Origin of the sequence: Rhizobium sp. BK212 (genome assembly GCF_014197475.1) — a bacterium.
Classification (GTDB): Bacteria; Pseudomonadota; Alphaproteobacteria; order Rhizobiales; family Rhizobiaceae; genus Rhizobium; species Rhizobium anhuiense.
Genome location: NZ_JACIFS010000009.1, coordinates 169,363 through 187,195, shown reverse-complemented (window position 1 = coordinate 187,195; position 17,833 = coordinate 169,363). Strand labels below are relative to the sequence as shown.

The 17,833-nt window shown below is 62.1% G+C and carries 15 protein-coding genes; 3 read left to right on the top strand and 12 right to left on the bottom strand.

Translation table 11 applies throughout. From position 1 onward, the window contains the following. Positions 1-9: 9 nt before the first annotated feature. Both FHT79_RS25435 and FHT79_RS25430 read right to left on the bottom strand, forming a co-directional pair. Positions 10-1,431: an MATE family efflux transporter gene (locus tag FHT79_RS25435; protein ID WP_183904406.1), complete on the bottom strand. Its 1,422-nt coding sequence runs from the start codon at positions 1,429-1,431 to the stop codon at positions 10-12. Next, positions 1,428-2,417, bottom strand: coding sequence for a GNAT family N-acetyltransferase (locus tag FHT79_RS25430; RefSeq protein WP_183904405.1), 990 nt, complete (start codon positions 2,415-2,417; stop codon positions 1,428-1,430). Before FHT79_RS25430 ends, FHT79_RS25435 begins: the two co-directional genes overlap by 4 nt. Positions 2,418-2,611: 194 nt before the next feature. On the opposite strand from FHT79_RS25430, the gene FHT79_RS25425 reads away from it, so the two are divergent. Genes FHT79_RS25425 through FHT79_RS25415 form a run of 3 tightly spaced genes read left to right on the top strand, consistent with a single transcriptional unit; the run spans position 2,612 to position 8,196 of the window. Next, a complete protein-coding gene (locus FHT79_RS25425) occupies positions 2,612-2,830 on the top strand; it encodes an MbtH family NRPS accessory protein (RefSeq protein WP_183904404.1) in 219 nt (72 codons plus the stop codon). An 18-nt stretch (positions 2,831-2,848) separates the two neighbouring features. Further along, positions 2,849-6,841: a non-ribosomal peptide synthetase gene (locus tag FHT79_RS25420; protein ID WP_183904403.1), complete on the top strand. Its 3,993-nt coding sequence runs from the start codon at positions 2,849-2,851 to the stop codon at positions 6,839-6,841. Continuing rightward, positions 6,838-8,196 (top strand): SidA/IucD/PvdA family monooxygenase, encoded by a 1,359-nt coding sequence (locus FHT79_RS25415; RefSeq protein WP_183904402.1) that lies wholly within the window; start codon positions 6,838-6,840, stop codon positions 8,194-8,196. The genes FHT79_RS25420 and FHT79_RS25415 overlap by 4 nt, the downstream gene beginning before the upstream one ends. Here FHT79_RS25415 and FHT79_RS25410 read toward each other — a convergent pair. From FHT79_RS25410 to FHT79_RS25365, 10 genes are all read right to left on the bottom strand, one after another. Then, positions 8,169-8,885, bottom strand: a complete 717-nt coding sequence (locus FHT79_RS25410; protein ID WP_183904449.1) for a 4'-phosphopantetheinyl transferase superfamily protein — start codon at positions 8,883-8,885, stop codon at positions 8,169-8,171. The two genes, FHT79_RS25415 and FHT79_RS25410, sit on opposite strands and share 28 nt — an antisense overlap. A gap of 97 nt (positions 8,886-8,982) precedes the next feature. After that, the gene (locus FHT79_RS25405) at positions 8,983-9,552 is read right to left on the bottom strand and encodes a nucleoside 2-deoxyribosyltransferase (RefSeq protein WP_047616932.1); all 570 of its coding nucleotides are present in this window, start codon (positions 9,550-9,552) and stop codon (positions 8,983-8,985) included. Between the two features lie 115 nt (positions 9,553-9,667). Continuing rightward, a complete protein-coding gene (locus FHT79_RS25400; protein WP_183904401.1) occupies positions 9,668-10,603 on the bottom strand; it encodes a dihydrodipicolinate synthase family protein in 936 nt (311 codons plus the stop codon). A 24-nt stretch (positions 10,604-10,627) separates the two neighbouring features. Next, positions 10,628-11,581 (bottom strand): ABC transporter ATP-binding protein, encoded by a 954-nt coding sequence (locus FHT79_RS25395; RefSeq protein ID WP_047616713.1) that lies wholly within the window; start codon positions 11,579-11,581, stop codon positions 10,628-10,630. Further along, positions 11,582-12,598 (bottom strand): ABC transporter ATP-binding protein, encoded by a 1,017-nt coding sequence (locus FHT79_RS25390; protein ID WP_183904400.1) that lies wholly within the window; start codon positions 12,596-12,598, stop codon positions 11,582-11,584. Between the two features lie 8 nt (positions 12,599-12,606). Then, positions 12,607-13,524, bottom strand: coding sequence for a dihydrodipicolinate synthase family protein (locus tag FHT79_RS25385; RefSeq protein WP_183904399.1), 918 nt, complete (start codon positions 13,522-13,524; stop codon positions 12,607-12,609). A gap of 18 nt (positions 13,525-13,542) precedes the next feature. Beyond that, positions 13,543-14,421 (bottom strand): ABC transporter permease, encoded by an 879-nt coding sequence (locus tag FHT79_RS25380; protein ID WP_063474058.1) that lies wholly within the window; start codon positions 14,419-14,421, stop codon positions 13,543-13,545. Positions 14,422-14,423: 2 nt separating this feature from the next. Then, on the bottom strand, positions 14,424-15,383 hold the full coding sequence (locus tag FHT79_RS25375) for an ABC transporter permease (RefSeq protein ID WP_183904398.1): 960 nt from the start codon (positions 15,381-15,383) through the stop codon (positions 14,424-14,426). Positions 15,384-15,453: 70 nt separating this feature from the next. Further along, positions 15,454-17,052, bottom strand: a complete 1,599-nt coding sequence (locus tag FHT79_RS25370; protein ID WP_183904397.1) for an ABC transporter substrate-binding protein — start codon at positions 17,050-17,052, stop codon at positions 15,454-15,456. Further along, a complete protein-coding gene (locus tag FHT79_RS25365; RefSeq protein WP_183904396.1) occupies positions 17,036-17,779 on the bottom strand; it encodes a FadR/GntR family transcriptional regulator in 744 nt (247 codons plus the stop codon). The genes FHT79_RS25370 and FHT79_RS25365 overlap by 17 nt, the downstream gene beginning before the upstream one ends. Positions 17,780-17,833 lie beyond the last annotated feature (54 nt).

Below are 17,833 nucleotides of genomic sequence, written 5' to 3'. Positions count from 1 at the left end.
GTCATCCTCTCATGGACAAAAGCTGGGATATGGACGGATGGAGGTCAGATGGTCGTCGGAGCGCTGCCGCAGCGCGCGAAGTGCGCTCATCAGGCAGATGGCCGACAGCAAGCCGGTCAGGGCCGAGGCCAGGGACATGGCTGCCAGCAAACCCGAAAAGCCGAAAAAGGGCGGCAGGAGCGCCATCAGCGGAAAAAGCAGATACCCATTCTGCGCCAGACCAATCGCAACCGCCGCTTTCGGTCTGCCCTGAGCCTGGAAGAGGATCAGTACCGTTTGCCGCAGGCCGAACAGCAGAAGCGGGAGATGGGTTGCGATGATCGCTTGCCCCGCAATACCAATCACCGTGGGATCGTCGGTGAAGAAGGAGGCAAGCTGTTCGGAGAAGGCGAGTGCGGTGAGCCCATAGGCGCCACTCACTGCACTGGTGACCACTGTCAGGATGCGGGTTGCCGACAGCACCCGGGCCATATCGCCTCGACCCCAGGCAAAGCTCAGGATCGACTGGGCCCCGAGCGAAATGCCGATGACGGGGAGTGTTCCCACAGCAAGCAGCCGCAAGGCAATGCCAACGCCGGCGATGCCGGCTTCTCCGTGATAGGTGCCGGCGAGCGACACCATTGCCGCAATCGCGCCTGCGGTTGCGAGACTCGTCAGCGTCGTCGGCGCGCCCACGGCAAGGACAGGCCTGAGAGAGCCGATATCCCTCCACCGCCAGCCAAATGTCAGCCGGATCGTCCCAAGCCGCCTGGCGTGGTAGGCGCCATAGATGCAAAGCGCGACGAGCTGGGACAGGATGGTTGCGATTGCAACGCCCTGCAGGCCGAGACCGAAGCCGAAGATCATGATCGGGTCGAGGATCATATTCAGCGCAAAGCAGGCGACCAGCGTCCACATGCTGAAGCGGGCATTACCTTCCGCGATCGCCAGGAAATCGAGAATGATCTGCGCCATCGTCAGCGGCACCGAGATCGCGATGATCATCAGATAATGCTGCGCGAGCGGCTGAAGGGCAGGCGTGGCGCCGACCAGCAGCAAATCCGGAAATGCGACGATCGCGATAGCGCTGGCCGCGCCGAAGGCAACACCGGCCGCAAGGCTGATCGAGGCGATGGCGCCGGCCCGGGATCGGTTGCCGGCGCCGAGCATCCGCCCGACCTCTGTTGCGACACCGACGCCGATCCCTTCGCCGAAGGCGGCGATGAGCATCAGGATCGGCAGGACGATCATGATCGCCGCGATCTGGTCTTCCCCGATCATTCCCACGAAGACCATGTTGATGGTGTGATGGGCGGCATTGATCGACAGGCCGAACATGGCCGGCAGTCCGAGCCGAAGCAGCAGCCTGAAAAGCTGGGGACTGGCAAGGTCCTCCGGTGCGAGGCGCCGCCGTCTCCGGAAGCTGCCGCTTGCGTCGCTCATGTCGTTCATGATGCAGGCACCCAGAGACGGTCACCGAAGAAACGCTCGCGGCCGAGCATCACGAGCAGCGCCCGCTTGTGCGGAAAATCGAAATGCTTGACCTTGGCAAAACCGGAGCGATCGAGGTTGCGGATCTGCTGCTCGTGACTGGCGCGCGGCTCGCCGACGATGCGCTTGGTGCGCGGATCGTCGAGGAAGATGAAATGCATCAGCGAGGGAAGCCAGGCGCTGATCCATTTCTTGCCGCGATAATCGGGCTCGCCGATCGCGACATGCCAACCGCGATCATAGTCGTCGGCATCGTAAAAGGGACCGAGCCGGTTCTCCTTGGCCCAGTAGACTTCGAAATAGCCGAAGGGGATATCTGCGAAACTGCCGATCAGCGGCAGGACATGCGGATCGGCGATCCTTTCCTCCAGGATCTCCCGATGTTTGTCGATCGAGCCGGCATCCTCCCAGATCGTGTTAACCTGTTCGTCGTTCATCCAGCGATGAAAGACGGCAAGATCGGTCTCGGGATCGGCCACCGTGAAGGTGATATCCCGCTCCAGCCAGGGGATGAACCGCCTGTAGATGGTGCCCTTCGGCTTTGCCGGCCGGCGCGGATGATAGCGGCCCGCAGTCATCTCCTGCACGGGCGGCAGCGGATAGGACAGCCGCGGCAGCCAGAGCGAGGGCCACTGCCACAGGATCGCCGAATCGAGCCCTCCGCCTGCGTCCGCAATGTGTCCGGGAAGGCTTGTCTGATGCCCTTCGAAGACGACTGAGGTGATCGAGCGATCTTCTGCCGTCACCGCTTCGGCCGCCGCCATCAGAAGCTCCGGCGATTGAACCGGATCCCCATGGTAGAAGGTCACCGACGCTACGCCGGCCTCCACCTCGAATGCGGCTTCGTGGTGGCCATAGGCGGTCTTGAGGTGAATGAGATTGGGCGCGAGACTGACGTAGCTGCGCCACTGCAGAGCGCGCCTTTGTTTGGCGGCGTCGAAATCCATGATGTTCTCCTTGCCGAGTCGGGCCTTTGGCGCGGTGAGCATGAAGCGAGCTCTTGCGCCGATTTGGTAGAATGACGATCCATCTCCCGCCGAATTTAGGGATAAGCGAAGAAAAAAATTCTCATCAATTTTCTAAACTGCGGCCTGCCGGATCCGTCATTTGCGCATGACCATCATCACCGCAGGAGCTGCGAATGAATAATCTTGAGCCCCATGACGATCTCTGGATCGCCGTCATCGACGCCGAGCGTCGCTACTCGGTCTGGCCGCAGGACAAGCGGATTCCCATCGGCTGGGAGCCTGCGGGTTTTGCCGGTTCGCGCCAGCAATGCCTGGCGCATATCCGTGAGGTCTGGGCGGATCCGCGTCCGCTCTCCTTGCGCTTGGCGATATCAGCAGATGCGCGTCTCTGAAACGGCTGGATGGCACGGATGAACAAGCAGATCACAAACTTTGCAGATGCCCACCCGACCGATGCGGCAACGGACGCGGTCTTCGAGAGCTTTCCACTGACGATCGCACAGAAGCGTATCTGGTCACTGGAGCAGATCGGTAACTACACGGTCTTTCCCGATCAGGTCATTGGGCTGCGATTGAGCCCTGCGGTCGACGTCAAGACGATTGCCGGCGCTTGCCGGGCGCTCGCGGCGCAACATCCGTCTCTCGCCATCCGATTCCGGCGGCTTGCGGGCGGCCGCGTCGAGCAGTACCGCGGCACACCAAATGCTGTGCCGATCGAGATTGTCGGCGAAGGTGCTGTTCTTGACGGGCCGGATGCACTGGCCGCACAGAAAGCCTTTCGCGACAGACGCTTCGATCTTCTTGCCGGTCCGCCGGCGCGTGTTCAGATTGCCCTGCTGGCCGGCGGCCAATCGCTTCTGACGATCGTGCTTCATCCGATTATCGCAGACGACCGCGAGAAGTCGGTTCTTGCCGGCTCCCTGACGCGAATTCTCGATGGCAGGCCCGCCGGTGAGACGCAGCCGGCAGAAATCTTGGCCGGAACGCGGGAGGCTGAGTGGCTGCAGACGGAAGAGGCGCAGCAGTCCCTCTCCTATTGGCGGAACACGATCGGTCTCGACTACGCAGCCTCGACCTTTCCCACCCGCTTCAACAGTGGTGGACTGGCAGGCGTGGCACGTGCTCAGCACCCATTTTCGATCGCGCCGGATCTCTGGGAAAAGCTCGGGCGACATGCGCAGCAAAAAGGGTATCCGGTCGAGCGCGTGCTTCATGCCGCCTTTTGCGCGCTGCTGGCACGCTATAGCGGCAACTATGCCTTGCTGACCGGGCTGCTCGTCGCGCGGCCGCAGAAGGAGCACCTTGCGAACCTCGGCCGTGCCGAACAGGTCCTTCCCCTCATCCTGTCGCTGACGTCGGGAAATTCTCTCGACGATGTCATTGCTGCGATCTCATCGGCGATCGAGCAGGGGCTTCGACGGCTCGTGCCGCTGGAGCGCATCACCCAGGAACTGGTGGTCGATGAAGCGGCTGCCCAGGAAGCCGTGGTCAAGGCCCTGTTCGAATTCCGCGAGCCGTATCCGATCCCCGCGCACGCAACAAATCTGGAGCCACTGGGTGCGCGCGCCGACAGCGAGCTTTCCCTGGTGATCGAGGCAGATCTGAATGGGGCCGCATCCGGGCTGATCGATTATGCGCAGGATCTCTATGACAGCTCGCTGATTGCCCGTGTCTCCCGGCATTTCGGCCTTGTGCTCGAGCAGATCGTCGCGCGGGACAATGTGCGGATCAAGAATATCGAACTCGTCGGCAGCGGCGAGCTCGACTGGTTGTCTGCGCCCTACGAAGACGACGTCATCAACGATGACAGGCCGGTCCACGAGTTGATCGCAGCCCATTCGCGCAAGACGCCTGACAAGACGGCGATCGTCTACGGCGACGAGGAATGGAGCCATGGCTGGCTGGAAGCCAGCACCAACCGTCTCGCACATCGGCTGCGGCATCTCGGCGTTCGAGCCGAGGTGACGGTCGCCATCTTCATCAAACGCTCGCCGGAGGCCATCGTCGGGATTCTCGCGACGCTGAAGGCGGGCGGCGCCTATATCCCGGTCGAGCCCGACCACCCGCCGGTGCGCAACCATCACATTCTGCGCGACGGCGGCGTCAAGATCGTTCTGACCCACAGCTGGCTTCGCCATCGGCTGCCGGAAGAGCTCGACACCATTATCCTCGAACTCGACAAGATCGATCTCGACGGCGAGCCGGATACACCGCTTGATGTGCCGATCCACAAGGATCAACTCGCCTATGTCATGTACACCTCCGGATCGACGGGATTGCCGAAGGGCGTGGCCGTCGAGCACGGGCCGTTGACGCACCATCTGCAAAACACCTCGCGTGTCTATGGCATGAGCTCGGCGTCCCGCGAGCTGCCGTTCCTGCCTTTCAGTTCGGATGGCGGGCACGAGCGATGGATGAACCCGCTGATGGAAGGCGGCAGTATCATTCTTCCCGATCAGCCGTTGTGGACGCCGGAAGAGACGTTGACGGCCATGCGCAAGCATGGCGCCAACAATGCCAGCATTCCCACAACCTATCTGCAGCAGCTGGCGGAGTGGGCCGATATAACAGATGGGGCGCCGCCGATGCGGCTTTACTCCTTCGGCGGCGAGGGGCTGGCGCAGCCAACCTTCGATCTATTGTCGCGGGCGCTGAAATCGGAATGGCTGATCAACGGCTACGGGCCGACCGAAACGATCATGACGCCGATGGTCTGGAAGGTGAGGGCCGGCACGAAATTCCAGGGGGTCTATGCTCCGCTCGGCCGTGCCGTCGGGCTAAGGCGGGTCTATGTGCTCGACCCCGACCTCAATCCGTGCCCGATCGGCGTCACCGGCGAGCTCTATATCGGCGGCGAGGGCGTCGCCCGCGGTTATCTCGGCAAGCCGGACACGACGGCGGACCGTTTCATTCCCGACCCGTTCTCCGCGGAGGGCGGCAGGCTTTATCGTTCCGGCGATCTGACGCGTTGGCGTGATGACGGAACCGTCGAATTCGTCGGTCGCGTCGACCATCAGGTCAAGCTTCGCGGCTACCGGATCGAGCTCGGCGAGATCGAAGCGGCGCTCCTGCAGCAACCCGGCGTCGGCGAGGCCCTTGTGGTTCTGCGCGATGACGATGCCGGCGGCGAAAAGGCGCTCGTTGCCTACGTCGTCCCGAAGAAGGACGAGACGCTTGACGTCGAGATGGTCCGCGCCGGCCTCGAACGCAGCCTGCCCTCCTATATGGTGCCGGCCGCGGTGGTCGAACTGGAAAAAATGCCGACCAATCCGAACAGCAAGCTCGACCGCTTTGCGCTGCCGGCGCCGCAACCGATCAAGCGCGCCATCGTGGAACCGGCATCGGCTCTCGAAGAGGAGGTGCTGGATGTGTGGCGTCAGGTTCTCAAGCTGGAAGCGATCAGCGTCGAGGACAATTTTTTCGCGATCGGCGGCAATTCGCTCGGGGCGATCCGCATCCTTTCGCTGCTCCGGCAGCGCCGGCCGAAAACCCCGCTCATCGTCGCCGATATCTTCAACAACCCGACCATTCGCTCCTTTGCCGGCGTGATGGAGCAGGGGGATCAGCGGGATCTGTCTGAGGTGATCGTGCTGCGCGCTTCCGGCGCCAAGCCGCGGCTTTATTGCTTCCCGGGGCTTCTCGTCAGCACCCGCGAATATGTGAAGCTCGTCGATTATCTCGGCGCCGATCAACCGGCGACCGGCTTCATTTGCCACTCGTTGTCCGAGAAGAAGGAAGTCGGCGCTCCGATCGAAGAGATTATCGAGAGCTACGTCGATTATATCAGGACGCATAACAAAGGCGCGCCCTGCTATTTCCTCGGCTGGTCGTGGGGCGGGCTTCTGGCCTACGAGGCCGCCCGCACCCTCGGCAACGAGGTCGACGTCAGGATGATGGCGATGGTCGACGTTTGCGACCTCGGATCGGAATTTGCGATCGGCGCCAAGCCGCGCTTCCGGCCGGGCGAGCGCGACGCGCTTCATAAAGATGTGCAGGCGTGGCTTGGACGAACCGCGATGCGTCCCGAATGGGACCGGCTGCTGTCGACGATGGATGCGGATACCTACGATCAGTTCCTGCGCTTCGTCGGCGACGAAAAGGATCCGCTTCCGAACGACGGGCCTGACATCAGTAGCCGCGAACATACGTTCTGGGTGCTGATCGACAATGCCCTGATCTTCCGCAAGCACCGGCTCGTTCCCCACGATGTGCCGATCTATCCTTGGGCTGCCGACGACAGCCTCAACCGCGGCCTCAACCTGATCGACTGGCGCCGCCTGTCGCCACGGGCGCGTGCCGCCGAAATCATTACCGGCACCAACCATCTGCATATGATCGGGTCTCCCGCCTTCCACTCAAGGCTTGCCCTGCGTCTCAAGGAAACAGAGAAGGATATCGCATGACCGTCGCTTTTGCCCGCAGGGATGCCATAAATGAGCCGCTCGATATCGCCGGCATTGGCATCGGCCCTTCCAATCTGAGCCTCGCCTGCCTGTTCGAGGCGGTGCCGGAGATCAGGAGCCGCTTCTTCGAACGGCGCGACTCCTTCGACTGGCATCCCGGCATGATGATGCCGGGCGTCGAGCTGCAATCGTCCTTTCTGAAGGACCTCGTCACCCCGGTCCTGCCGACCAGCCGCTGGTCGTTCGTCTCCTATCTGGTGGCGCACAAGAGGCTCTACGCCTTCCTGAACGCCAATTATGACGCCGTTCCCCGGCAGGAATTTGCACGTTATCTCGCCTGGGTCGCCAACGGCCTGGACGGACTGCGCTTTGGAACGGAGATTCGCGACGTCGAGCACCGCGACGACCGCTTCTTCCTGCGGTTCGACAATGGGCAGGAAGAAGCCCGCAATCTCGTGATCGGCACCGGATCTTCGCCCTTCGTGCCCGACTGGGCAAAACCGTTTCTGGGCGCCGATTGCTTTCACAACAGCGAGGCCAAATCGCGTCTCAGTGGTCTCGGTGCTGCCCGTATCGTCGTGGTCGGCGGCGGTCAAAGCGGCGGCGAGGTCGTCGAAGCCTTGCTTGCCGATCCCGGTTCCATGAATGAGCTGACATGGATCAGCCGGCGTCATAATTTCGAGCCGATCAACGACACCCCGTTTTCGAACCAGGTTTTCTCGCCGGAATACGTGCAGGCCTATCTGAAGCTCGGCGGCGAGCAGAAGCAGGCAGCCTTGAAGAACTCGATCCTGACCAGCGATGGCCTGTCGATTTCGACGATTCATTCGATCTACCGCCGCCTCTATGCGTTGCGCTATCTCGAGCCGGGTACGCTCAACGCATCTCTGGCGCCCAATCGCGATGTGATCCAGATGGAGAGGAACGGCAATGCCTACCGGCTCATCGTCCGGAACCAATTCGACGGCGGAATCGAGGTGCTGCATGCAGATGCAGTGGTTCTGGCAACCGGCTACCGGTTCCGATTGCCGGATGCTCTCGGTTCGCTGGGTGAACGGATAACGCTCGACAGAAACGGCTATCCCATTCTCAACGACGACTACACGATGCAGTGGACGGGTCCGAGGGCCAACCGGCTGTTTGCGCAGAATGCGGGCCGGTACTCGCACGGCATCGCCGACTCCCAGCTCAGCCTCATGGCCTGGCGCAGCGCAATGATCGTCAATACGCTTCTCGGCCGGCAGCATTTCGATGCGGAGCCCGACGATGCGCAACTGGCCTGGGCGACGGAGACCGCTTCCGCAATGCCTCATCAGTTCCGGGCAGGTTATTCGGATGGCTTGCTATCGTCCTGAAATAGCCGTGTAGAAATGCCGGGGAAGCCGGATTGAGAGCAGGCAGCCAACGCGACGACGTGCTGGCTGCCGCTTTCGACCAGACGGTGATGCCATCGCCGATCGCGATTGCCGCTTGTTATGACAGGGATGCGATCCTGCCAGGAAAAGTCAAAATTGCGGGGATCCTCGCGCAGCCCGATGCCGAGTGCCTTCAGATGGCTCTCCTTGAGCGTCCACAGTGCAATGGCCTCCCGCGCGCGTTCGTGTTCGGGCAATTGCGCCAGCCAACGCCGTTCGTCTGCGCTGCAATAGCTATCCCATGCCGCCTCTTCGATCTCGGCGTCGGCGCGCTCGCAGTCTATTCCGACGCAATCACATCCTGACGCGACAGCGACCGTCACCAGCCCGTCGGCATTGGCAAGGCTGAATTGCGGGCCATCACGCCCCTCAATTCTCAGCTTGCCGTGTTTGTCCGGAGACAATGCGACCTTGCCCGGCGCTGTCCCGGTATGCACGCTCAACAGCCGCCGCAAGAGATAGCGGCCGGCAATGAACGAGGCCCGATCCCGCTCGAACCGGTAGGTCGCGGCGCGCTCCCGTTCATCTTGCGAAAGCGACTGCAGCCAGCGGTTCCAGTCGCCTTCATTCCTGGAATACGGCCAGAGCGTGATTTCGATGCCGGCAGGTTGGTTTTCTGGTTGCTGCATGGATCCAGTATCTGTCCCCCGGACCGATTGGCAAGCAGGCAGGTGCTTGCCGGCGTTGTCCAACGGTTCGCTCCATCAAGTGCCGGAACTGATGACTTTAGCGCAGCTTCTCAACGGCGATGGCAAGACATGTCTTGAACGCGGCAAGGTCCGTATAGAGTGCATCCGGCGGCGCGTCTCCGATGACGAGGACACCGCCGCGCCGCTCAATTCCGGCATGCAGCATCAGATTGTCGGCCAGGCCGAAATCCTCGATCGCAATCCCGTTCGGGTCTCGCAATCGGCCTTCCGCATCATAGGCGACGGCGCCGCCATAAAGATCGCTCACGCGTCCGCTGTGGTCGCGGGCCACATTCGTGTAGGCGAAGACCGGCTTACCGCTTGCGCACATAAAGCCGAGTTCGAAGGCCGTCCCCGTATCGGCGGCAACGCCGCGAAAGGGCGTCAGATTGGCGATGATCGCATCAGCCTGCATCATCATCTTCTCGTCCACCGCGTTGATCGCCGCGGCCCGCTCGCGCTTCGAGTTCGTCTGCGGGATTTCCAGATCGCCGGGCGAGAGCGGGAGAAGTCCCGCCTCACGGGCAAGTGCCGCTTTGCGGTCGAGGATTTCACGGGCATTGGGAAGGAAGACTTCCGGACCGGCGAGATAGACTTTTTTTGTCATGAAATTGCACCTGAAAGGGATGGGCTCGTCAACCAAAATATCTTCCCCGCTGTAGCGCGAAGAAGGATTGCAATCCAGTGGGCGAAACCGTCCATGCCCGGTTGCTTAAGCACACTCAGCGGAAAAGATCGGGAAGTTCCGAGCGTGCAATGTCCCGCAACCTGATCGCTTCAGGCATGTCTATCGAGCGATAAGGAGACCGTAGACGGGTGCCCACGGGTCCCCAATTGCCGATGGCGCTCAACAGTTTGTCGAGAGCGGCGTTCGAATAGCCGAATTCCCGGCGGAAGGGGACGATATGCGCGTCCATGAACGCGCAGATGCGTCGCTCCAGATCGAGTGCGGCATCGATATCGCTTCGCATCGATGTCGTCCAGCTCTGCGCACCGCGGGGGCTAAGGCAGGCGACATTGGAAAAGGAACCTGCCGCGACCCGCTCTTTGATGCCGGTTGCGAGATGATGACCGGGAACGAAAAGCGACAGACCGGAAAGATGCCGGCGCGCCTCTGCGTACCAGAGGCCGTCGCCGTCGGCGAGCTTGATGCCGATCACGTCAGGGGCGGCCGCACAGACCGCGCCGAGTTCCTTTGGCGTCAGCACGCGTTTCGCATGCGGCGGATTGTAGAGGATGAGCGGAATTCCGTCGGCAGCATTGGCAGCGCCATTCAAGAAGTCGATCGCTTCGGCATTGGTGAGCGGCCACCAGTCCGGCAATATGACCTGAATGGCGCGGGGGGCGAGCGAGGCGGCACGGCGGACGCGGTTGAGCATGATCGATGGGTCCGGTTGGCAGGCCCCGATCACGAAGGGGGTTGAGGATGCTTTGCAGCGTCCAGCCAGCATCTCCTGGATCCTGTCGAATTCCTCCTCCGTCTGATTGTGGAATTCTCCTGCCGTGCCGTTGGAATAGATGCCGTCGACGCCGGCCTCGATGAGGATGTCGATCTCCGCGGCGAGCTTGTCGAATTCGATGCTGTCGTCGGCCGCAATCGGCAGAAGCAGGCTCGCCCAGTTTCCGCCGATGGCGGCACGCGGCATCTTTGCGTTCATCTGTTTTCCCCGATGAATGACGGATCAATTGAGGTCGTCGCGGATGCAGGCCTTGAAGTGCCCGGGCGCGACTTCACGCAATTGCGGAACGGCGCCGGCGCAAGCCTCGAGCGCACTCGGACAGCGCGTGCGAAAGACGCACCCGCTCGGCGGATTGGCCGGACTTGGAATATCGCCTTTCAGGATCTGCCTGTCGCGACGGGCATCTGGATCGGGCGAAGGGATCGCCGAGAGCAGGGCGCGCGTATAGGGATGCTGTGGTCTCGCATAGAGATCGGCACTCGGCGCGATCTCCATGATGCGGCCGAGATAGAGCACGATCACCCGGTCACAGATATATTCGACGACGGCGAGGTCATGCGAGATGAACAGCATTGTAAGGCCGAGCCGCTGCTGCAGGTCGCGCAGCAGGTTGATCACCTGCGCCTGGATCGACACGTCGAGCGCCGAAACCGGCTCGTCGGCAACAATGAATTCGGGCGACAAGGTCAAAGCCCGGGCGATCCCGATGCGCTGGCGCTGACCACCGGAAAATTCATGCGCGTACCGATTGATCGCCTCGGCAGGCAAGTCGACCTGGGCCAAGGCCGACAGCGCCCGATCGAGCCTGTCGCCGACGCTGCCGATCCCCTGGATTTTCAGTCCCTCCGTCAGGATTTCGCCGATCGTCATGCGCGGCGACAGGCTGGCGAAGGGGTCCTGGAAAATATACTGCATGCGCGGCCTTTGCCGTCTGAGCGCCGAGGCCGAAAGCGTGGTGAGTTCCGTTCCGTCAAAGCGGACGCTGCCGGAAGACGGTTCGACGAGCCGCAGGACGGAACGCCCGATCGTGGTCTTTCCGCTGCCGGATTCGCCGACAAGTCCGACGACTTCACCCTTGCCGATGTCGAAGGAAATCCCCTGAAGAATGTTCAGTCGCGTGCCGCGGGAGGTATAGTGTTTCGAAAGGTCGCGGACGGAGAGCAGCGGTGCGCTCATCTAGATCTCCTGCCATCTGATGCAGCGGCTGCGGTGCTGCGGATTGACCTGTTCGAGCCCAGGCACGACGGCGCGACAGGCGTCGATCGCGAATGTGCAGCGCGGGGAAAAGGCGCAGCCGCTCGGCATGTTCATCAGGCTCGGGACCATGCCAGGAATGGCGGCGAGCTTTTCGCCGGCCTGTTTCATCCGCGCGGCGTCGCCGAGGCGAGGCATGGAGGCGAGAAGACCCATGGTATAGGGATGCTTCGGATTGCCGAAAACCTCGCCGACCGGCCCTTCTTCGACGATGCGGCCGGCGTACATCACCGCGACGCGATGGGCGATTTCGGCGACGACGCCGAGATTGTGGGTGACGAAGAGCATGGCCATGCCGCGCTCACGCTGCAATTTGAGAAGCAGATCGAGAATCTGCGCCTGGATCGTCACGTCGAGCGCCGTGGTCGGCTCATCGGCGATCAGCAGCGCCGGATCGCAGGCGAGCGCCATGGCGATGGTGGCGCGTTGCCGCATGCCGCCCGAGAGTTCGTGCGGATATTGGCCGGCACGGCGTCGCGCGTCCGGAATGCCGACGCTTTCAAGGAGCGCGACGGCTGCGTCCATCGCCTTCTTGCGGTCCGCCCCGCGATGGACGCGGAGCGGCTCGGCGATCTGGTCGCCGATCGTGAAAACGGGATTGAGGCTCGACATCGGCTCCTGGAACACCATGCCGATGTCGTCGCCCCTGATCCTGCGCATGCTCTCTTCGTCGAGGCCAACAAGATCCTGGGCCGCGCCGCCGCGCATCGTCAGGCGGATACTGCCTGCGGCGATCACCCCGATGCCGCGGGTGAGCAGCCGCATGACCGACAGGCTGGTGACAGACTTGCCGGAGCCGGATTCTCCAACGAGCGCGAGTGTCTCGCCGGCGGCAATGCTGAGGTCAATATCGTTGACCGCCGTGATCTCGCCGCCGCGGACGCGGAAGATCGTTCGCAATCCCCTGATGTCGAGTACGGGTTCGGCGGTCTGTACCATCAGGCGTCTCAGTTCAGCAGGCCGGTCGCACGCAGGATCTCGTCGATCCGCGCCGTTTCGGCATCGTTCAGGGAGGCGCGCGGCCGCGGCATGACGGCGGTGTCGATGATGCCGAGGCTCCGCATGGCAGCCTTGAAGGCGCCGATGCCGGCGGCACCGCCGCTGACGCGGCTCTGTGCAACCCAAACGATTTCGAAGAGGCGGCAGAGACGCTCCTGCTCCTTCCTCGCGGCGACCCAGTCGCCGCGCTGCGCGGCATCCCAAAGGCGGACATAGCCGTGCGGATCGACATTGGCGATGCCGGGAACGACGCCGTGGGCGCCCATCAGCAGGGCGTTGTCGACGACGATCTCGGAACCGGTCATCAGGAAGACGTCCTTGTGTTCGGCAAGGTCGAGAAGCGCATAGCGGAAGTTGCCGTCGTCGCCGCTGGAATCCTTGAGGCCGACGATGGCGCCTTCCCTGGCAAGCGTGACGACGGTCTGGCGCTGCAGCTTGACGTGAACGCAAACGGGAATGTCGTAGGCGACCAGCGGAACGTCCACCGCGTCTCTGACATAACGAAAATGATCGACGATCTCGGACTGGCTGGTGACGGTATAAAATGGTGCCGTCACCACCACCGCGTCGGCGCCGGCGGCCTTTGCGACTTTCGCATGGGCGATGACGCGATCCGTGGTCGGATCGATGACGCCGACGATGAGCGGCACGCGGCCATTCACCACCTTGGCCGAATGTTCGATGATTTCGCGCCGGGTCTTCTCGTCATGGAAGATCACCTCGCTCGTCGAGCCGAGCACGAATACGCCATGGCAGCCGGCATCGATCAGATGTTCGAGCACACGCGTATAGGAAGGATAGTCGACGGTGAAATCCGGATTGAGCGGTGTTACGACGGGGGGAACGACACCCTTGAATTTGGTCATTTTCGATTCTTTCGATTGTCAGTTCAGTTCGGCACGCGGGTCGAAGGCGTCTCTGAGGCCATCGCCAATGAAGTTGATCGCAAGCACGGCAAGGATCAGTGCGGCGCCGGGGAAGAGCCATTGCCACGGATATTGTTCGAGCACGGCCGTTGATCGGGCCGCGTTCAGCATGTTGCCCCAGCTAGCCGCCGGCGGAGCGATGCCGAGGCCGAGGAAGGACAGGCCCGCCTCTAGCAGGATGGCATTGGCGATCTGCAGCGTCGCATAGACCACGAGGATATCGATCGAGTTCGGCAGGCCGTGGCGGAAGAGCAGATGTCCGATGCCGGCGCCCATGCCGCGGGCGGCCAAGACGAAGTCGCGCTCACGCAATTCCAGCAGCCGGGAGCGGATCATGCGCGCAAGCAGCGGCCAGGAGAGCAGCGAGATGACGAGGACGGTCGGCCAGATGCCGGTGCCGGCAATCGAGGCGAGCACAAGCAGGAAGATGACGGGCGGCAGCGTCATCACCAGATCGACGAAGCGCATCGAGACGGCATCCGCCCAACGCCCTGCAAGCGCCGAGATGGCCCCGAAGAGAAAGCCGATGATCGCGGAAAGCGTGGTCGATGCGACGGCGACCAGAAGCGAAATCCGACCGCCTTCGAGCACGCGCGCAAAGACATCGCGGCCGACGCCGTCGGTTCCGAACCAGTGCTTTGCCGTCGGGCCGCTGTTCATCGCCAGAAGATCGATGTCGTTCGGGCGGAAAGCCCACCACAGCGGATAGGAAAGGATCAACAGCAGCATCGGAAGAGCAATGCCGACGCCGGCAACGGCGGCGCGGTTGAGCAGAAAGCGGTCGAAAGCGCGGGCAAGCGGCCCCGGGCTGCGGCGTTGCGGAGAGCGTGCCAGCATGCTCAGCCCACCTTGATGCGCGGATCGACGACCGCATAGGTGATGTCGGTCAGAAGATTGACGACGATAACGCAAGTGCCGATGACGAGCGTCGCCCCCATGATGACGGGGTAGTCGCGGGTCTGCACGGCATCGACGAGCAAAAGACCCATGCCCGGCCAGTTGAAGACGCTCTCGATGAAGATGGCGCCGCCGATGGCAAGCCCGATGGTGGAGCCGATCAGGGTGACGATCGGAAGCAGCGCATTGCGCAACGCGTGTTTGGTGATGACCCAGAATTCGCGCACGCCCTTGGCGCGGGCCGTGCGCACGTAATCCTGGTTCAGGACTTCGAGCAGCGAAGCGCGCATGTAGCGCATGATCAATGCAGCTTGCGCGACGGATAGAAGTGCCGCCGGCAGGATCAGATGGTGGAGGAGATCGCCCACCGAGAACGTCTCGCCCGGCGTCAGCATGCCGCCAGACGGCATCCAGTGCAGGCGGACCGAGAAAAGATAAAGGCCGAGCAGTGCGCTGAGGAATGCCGGGCTCGAAATGCCGGCAAGCGCAGCCACCGATAGGGAGAGATCGGCGAGTGAATTGCGGCGAACGGCGCCGATCACCCCGCAGGCGATGCCGACGACGATGGCGAAGACAAGGGCTGTGCCCATCAACAGCACTGTCGGCCCGATCCGCGATAGCACTAGGCCCAGAACCGGCTGGTCGAGACGCTTGATCGAATAGCCGAGATTGCCCGTCACCGCCTGCTGCAGCCAGCCCAGATACTGGACGGGCAAGGGCTGATCGAGCCCGAGGCTTCTGCGCAAATCGGCAAGATCCGACGGTGACATCGGCAGGTTCGGATCGATATAGGCATCGATCGGATCGCCTGGCGTCAGGCGCAGCAGCAGGAAGATCAGCATGCTCAGGGCGACGAGCATGCCCATTCCCATGATCAGGCGTCTGAGACTGTATCGGAGCATCGGCAATCCGTATTGTCAGGCCGTCTTGTCAGGGTGGCCGAAGCCACCCTCAAGGCTTTGCGGAAAACGCCTATTCGGCGATCGACCATTTCTGCGGGTCGGCCTGGTAGGGGCCGCCGCCCGGAGCCGGCGTCCAGACGAAATCCTTCACCTTGGTCGAGACGATGCCGTAGCGGTTTGCCACCCAGAGCGTCGCCCAGGGAAGGTTCGTGTTCATCACCTTGCAGACGTCCTGGTAGGCCGTATTCCGCTTGGCGCTGTCAGGCTCGGCAAGCGCGCTATCGAGTGCTTTGGTGAGGTCGGGCATGCGAACCCTGGCAACGTTCGGTCCGGCCGGAGGGATCTGCTTCTCGTTGAGGCCGACGTTGATGCTGCCGGCATCCGGCCCGTTCTGCAGCCCGGCATAGACCATCTGGAACTGGGCGATATCCGGCGTCGCATTGAGCACGATGCTGTTATAGGTCGGGGCATCGACGGCGCGCGGGACGATGTTGATGCCGACCTGGGCAAGCATTGCCTGGACTGCCGCAAGGACGTTGGTCGCCAGCGGGGTGGTGTAATAGGTCAGAAGCGTGATCGGCTTGGCACCGTTGATCTGATCCCAGCCGGCGTCCGTCAGCAGCTGCTTGGCCTTCTCCGGATCATAGGCGTAGGTGTCGATATCAGGCGGTATCAGCTGTTCGGCGACATAGGCGCAGTTGGCGGGCTTTGCCGCGCCGCCGTAGAGGCTCTGGATGATGGCATCGCGATTGATCGCGTGCATCACCGCCTTGCGGACCCGCACGTCCTTCCAGAGCGGCGAATCGTGGTTGAAGCCGAGATAGTTGACGACGAAAGAGACACCTTCGATGACCTTGAAGTCCTTGTTGTCCTTGAAGGTCGGCACATCGTTGGAATCGACATAAGTGAACTGGATTTCGCCGGATCTCAGCGCTGCGATCGCTGCGGCCGGGTTGGCGAAATAGCGATTGATGACGCGTTCCAGGGCGGGCTTGCCACCACGATAATCGGTGTTTGCGGCAAGTTCGACATATTGGTCCGAGACGTATTTGGTGAATTTGAACGGGCCGGTGCCGATCGGGGTGGTGGACCACCACGTGTTCTTCGCCAGCTGGTCGGCCGGTATGGAGGAGAGCGCATGCTCGGGCAGCATCATCACCTTGGTCATCGTGTCGAGAAGACTGCTGCTGGGTGCGCTGAGCTTGATGACGACGGTGTGATCGTCCGGCGCCTCGACGGACGATATGCCCTTCAGCCGGGCGGCGAGCACCGAGCCGGATTTCACATCCATCGCAAGGCCGATGGTGAACTTCGCGTCCTTGGCGGTGAAGGGCTTGCCGTCATGCCATTTGGCATCGGCGAGCTTGAACGTGTAGGTCATCTGATCCGGGCTGACCTCATAGGAGCTTGCCAGTGCGCCCACCACCTTCTGCAGCGTCTCGTCATAGGTGACCAGCGGTTCGTAGTAGATGCTGAGCCAGGTGAAGCCGGCGGTCGCGGCAAGCGGATTGAAATTGCCCTGGAAGCCGCCGGGGCCGACATCGAAACCGCCGGACAGGGTGGCGGCCTGAGCCTCTGTTGCAACGCCCGAAGCGACAAGAGCCGGCACAGCAACCGTCGACAGCATGGCGCCAAGCGCGATGACGGATAATCTAGACAGTCTTTTCATGTGTTCCTCCCATGTTTGAACTTGTCTTGTTGTTGGCAATCACCCGGGCAATGCCCTCGTAGTGACGATCCAGGCGTCTGCGCGCCTCCTCCAGATCCCTTGCTTCGATCGCATCGACGATCGCGGCGTGATCGCGCCACGTCGCCATCGGATCGGTATTTTCAAGATTGACGAAATCCGATGCCTTGTAGAAGGCGAGCCAGAAGACATCGATCAGCCGCACGAGCGTCTCATTGTCCTGGCAGCGAAACAGCAGTCGGTGGAACAGCTGGTCGTCTGTCGCAAAGGTTTCACCGCGTTCGGCATGGACGCGCATTCGGTTGACGGTCGCGCGCAGTTCGGAGATGTCCTCCTCTGCGATCACCTCGATCGTCTTGCCGATCAACCCCACTTCCAAGGTGCGCCGGATTTCGAGGACCTCCTCGATCTGCCGCAGGGCGCCGCCGAGGCCGTAAGCGAGGTTGTCGAGAAGCGGTTCGAAGGAAAAGGCCTTCACGAAGATGCCGACGCCGCGCCGCGTCTCCAGCACGCCGACCGATTCCAGCGCCTTGATGCCTTCCCTCAGCGAATTGCGGCTGACGCCGAGCTGGGTGGCGAGCTCTCCTTCGGCCGGAAGCAGGGTTCCGGGCGCCAGGCCATTATCATCGATATAGGCGCGCAGGCTTTCCTGGACCGATACGTGCAACAGCGGCGCGCGCGTCAGCGGCTTCATCGATTTCAATGTCATTTACCCCGGTCTTCTTCTGGTTTCGCCCATATGATGAAGTCTACATATCCACTT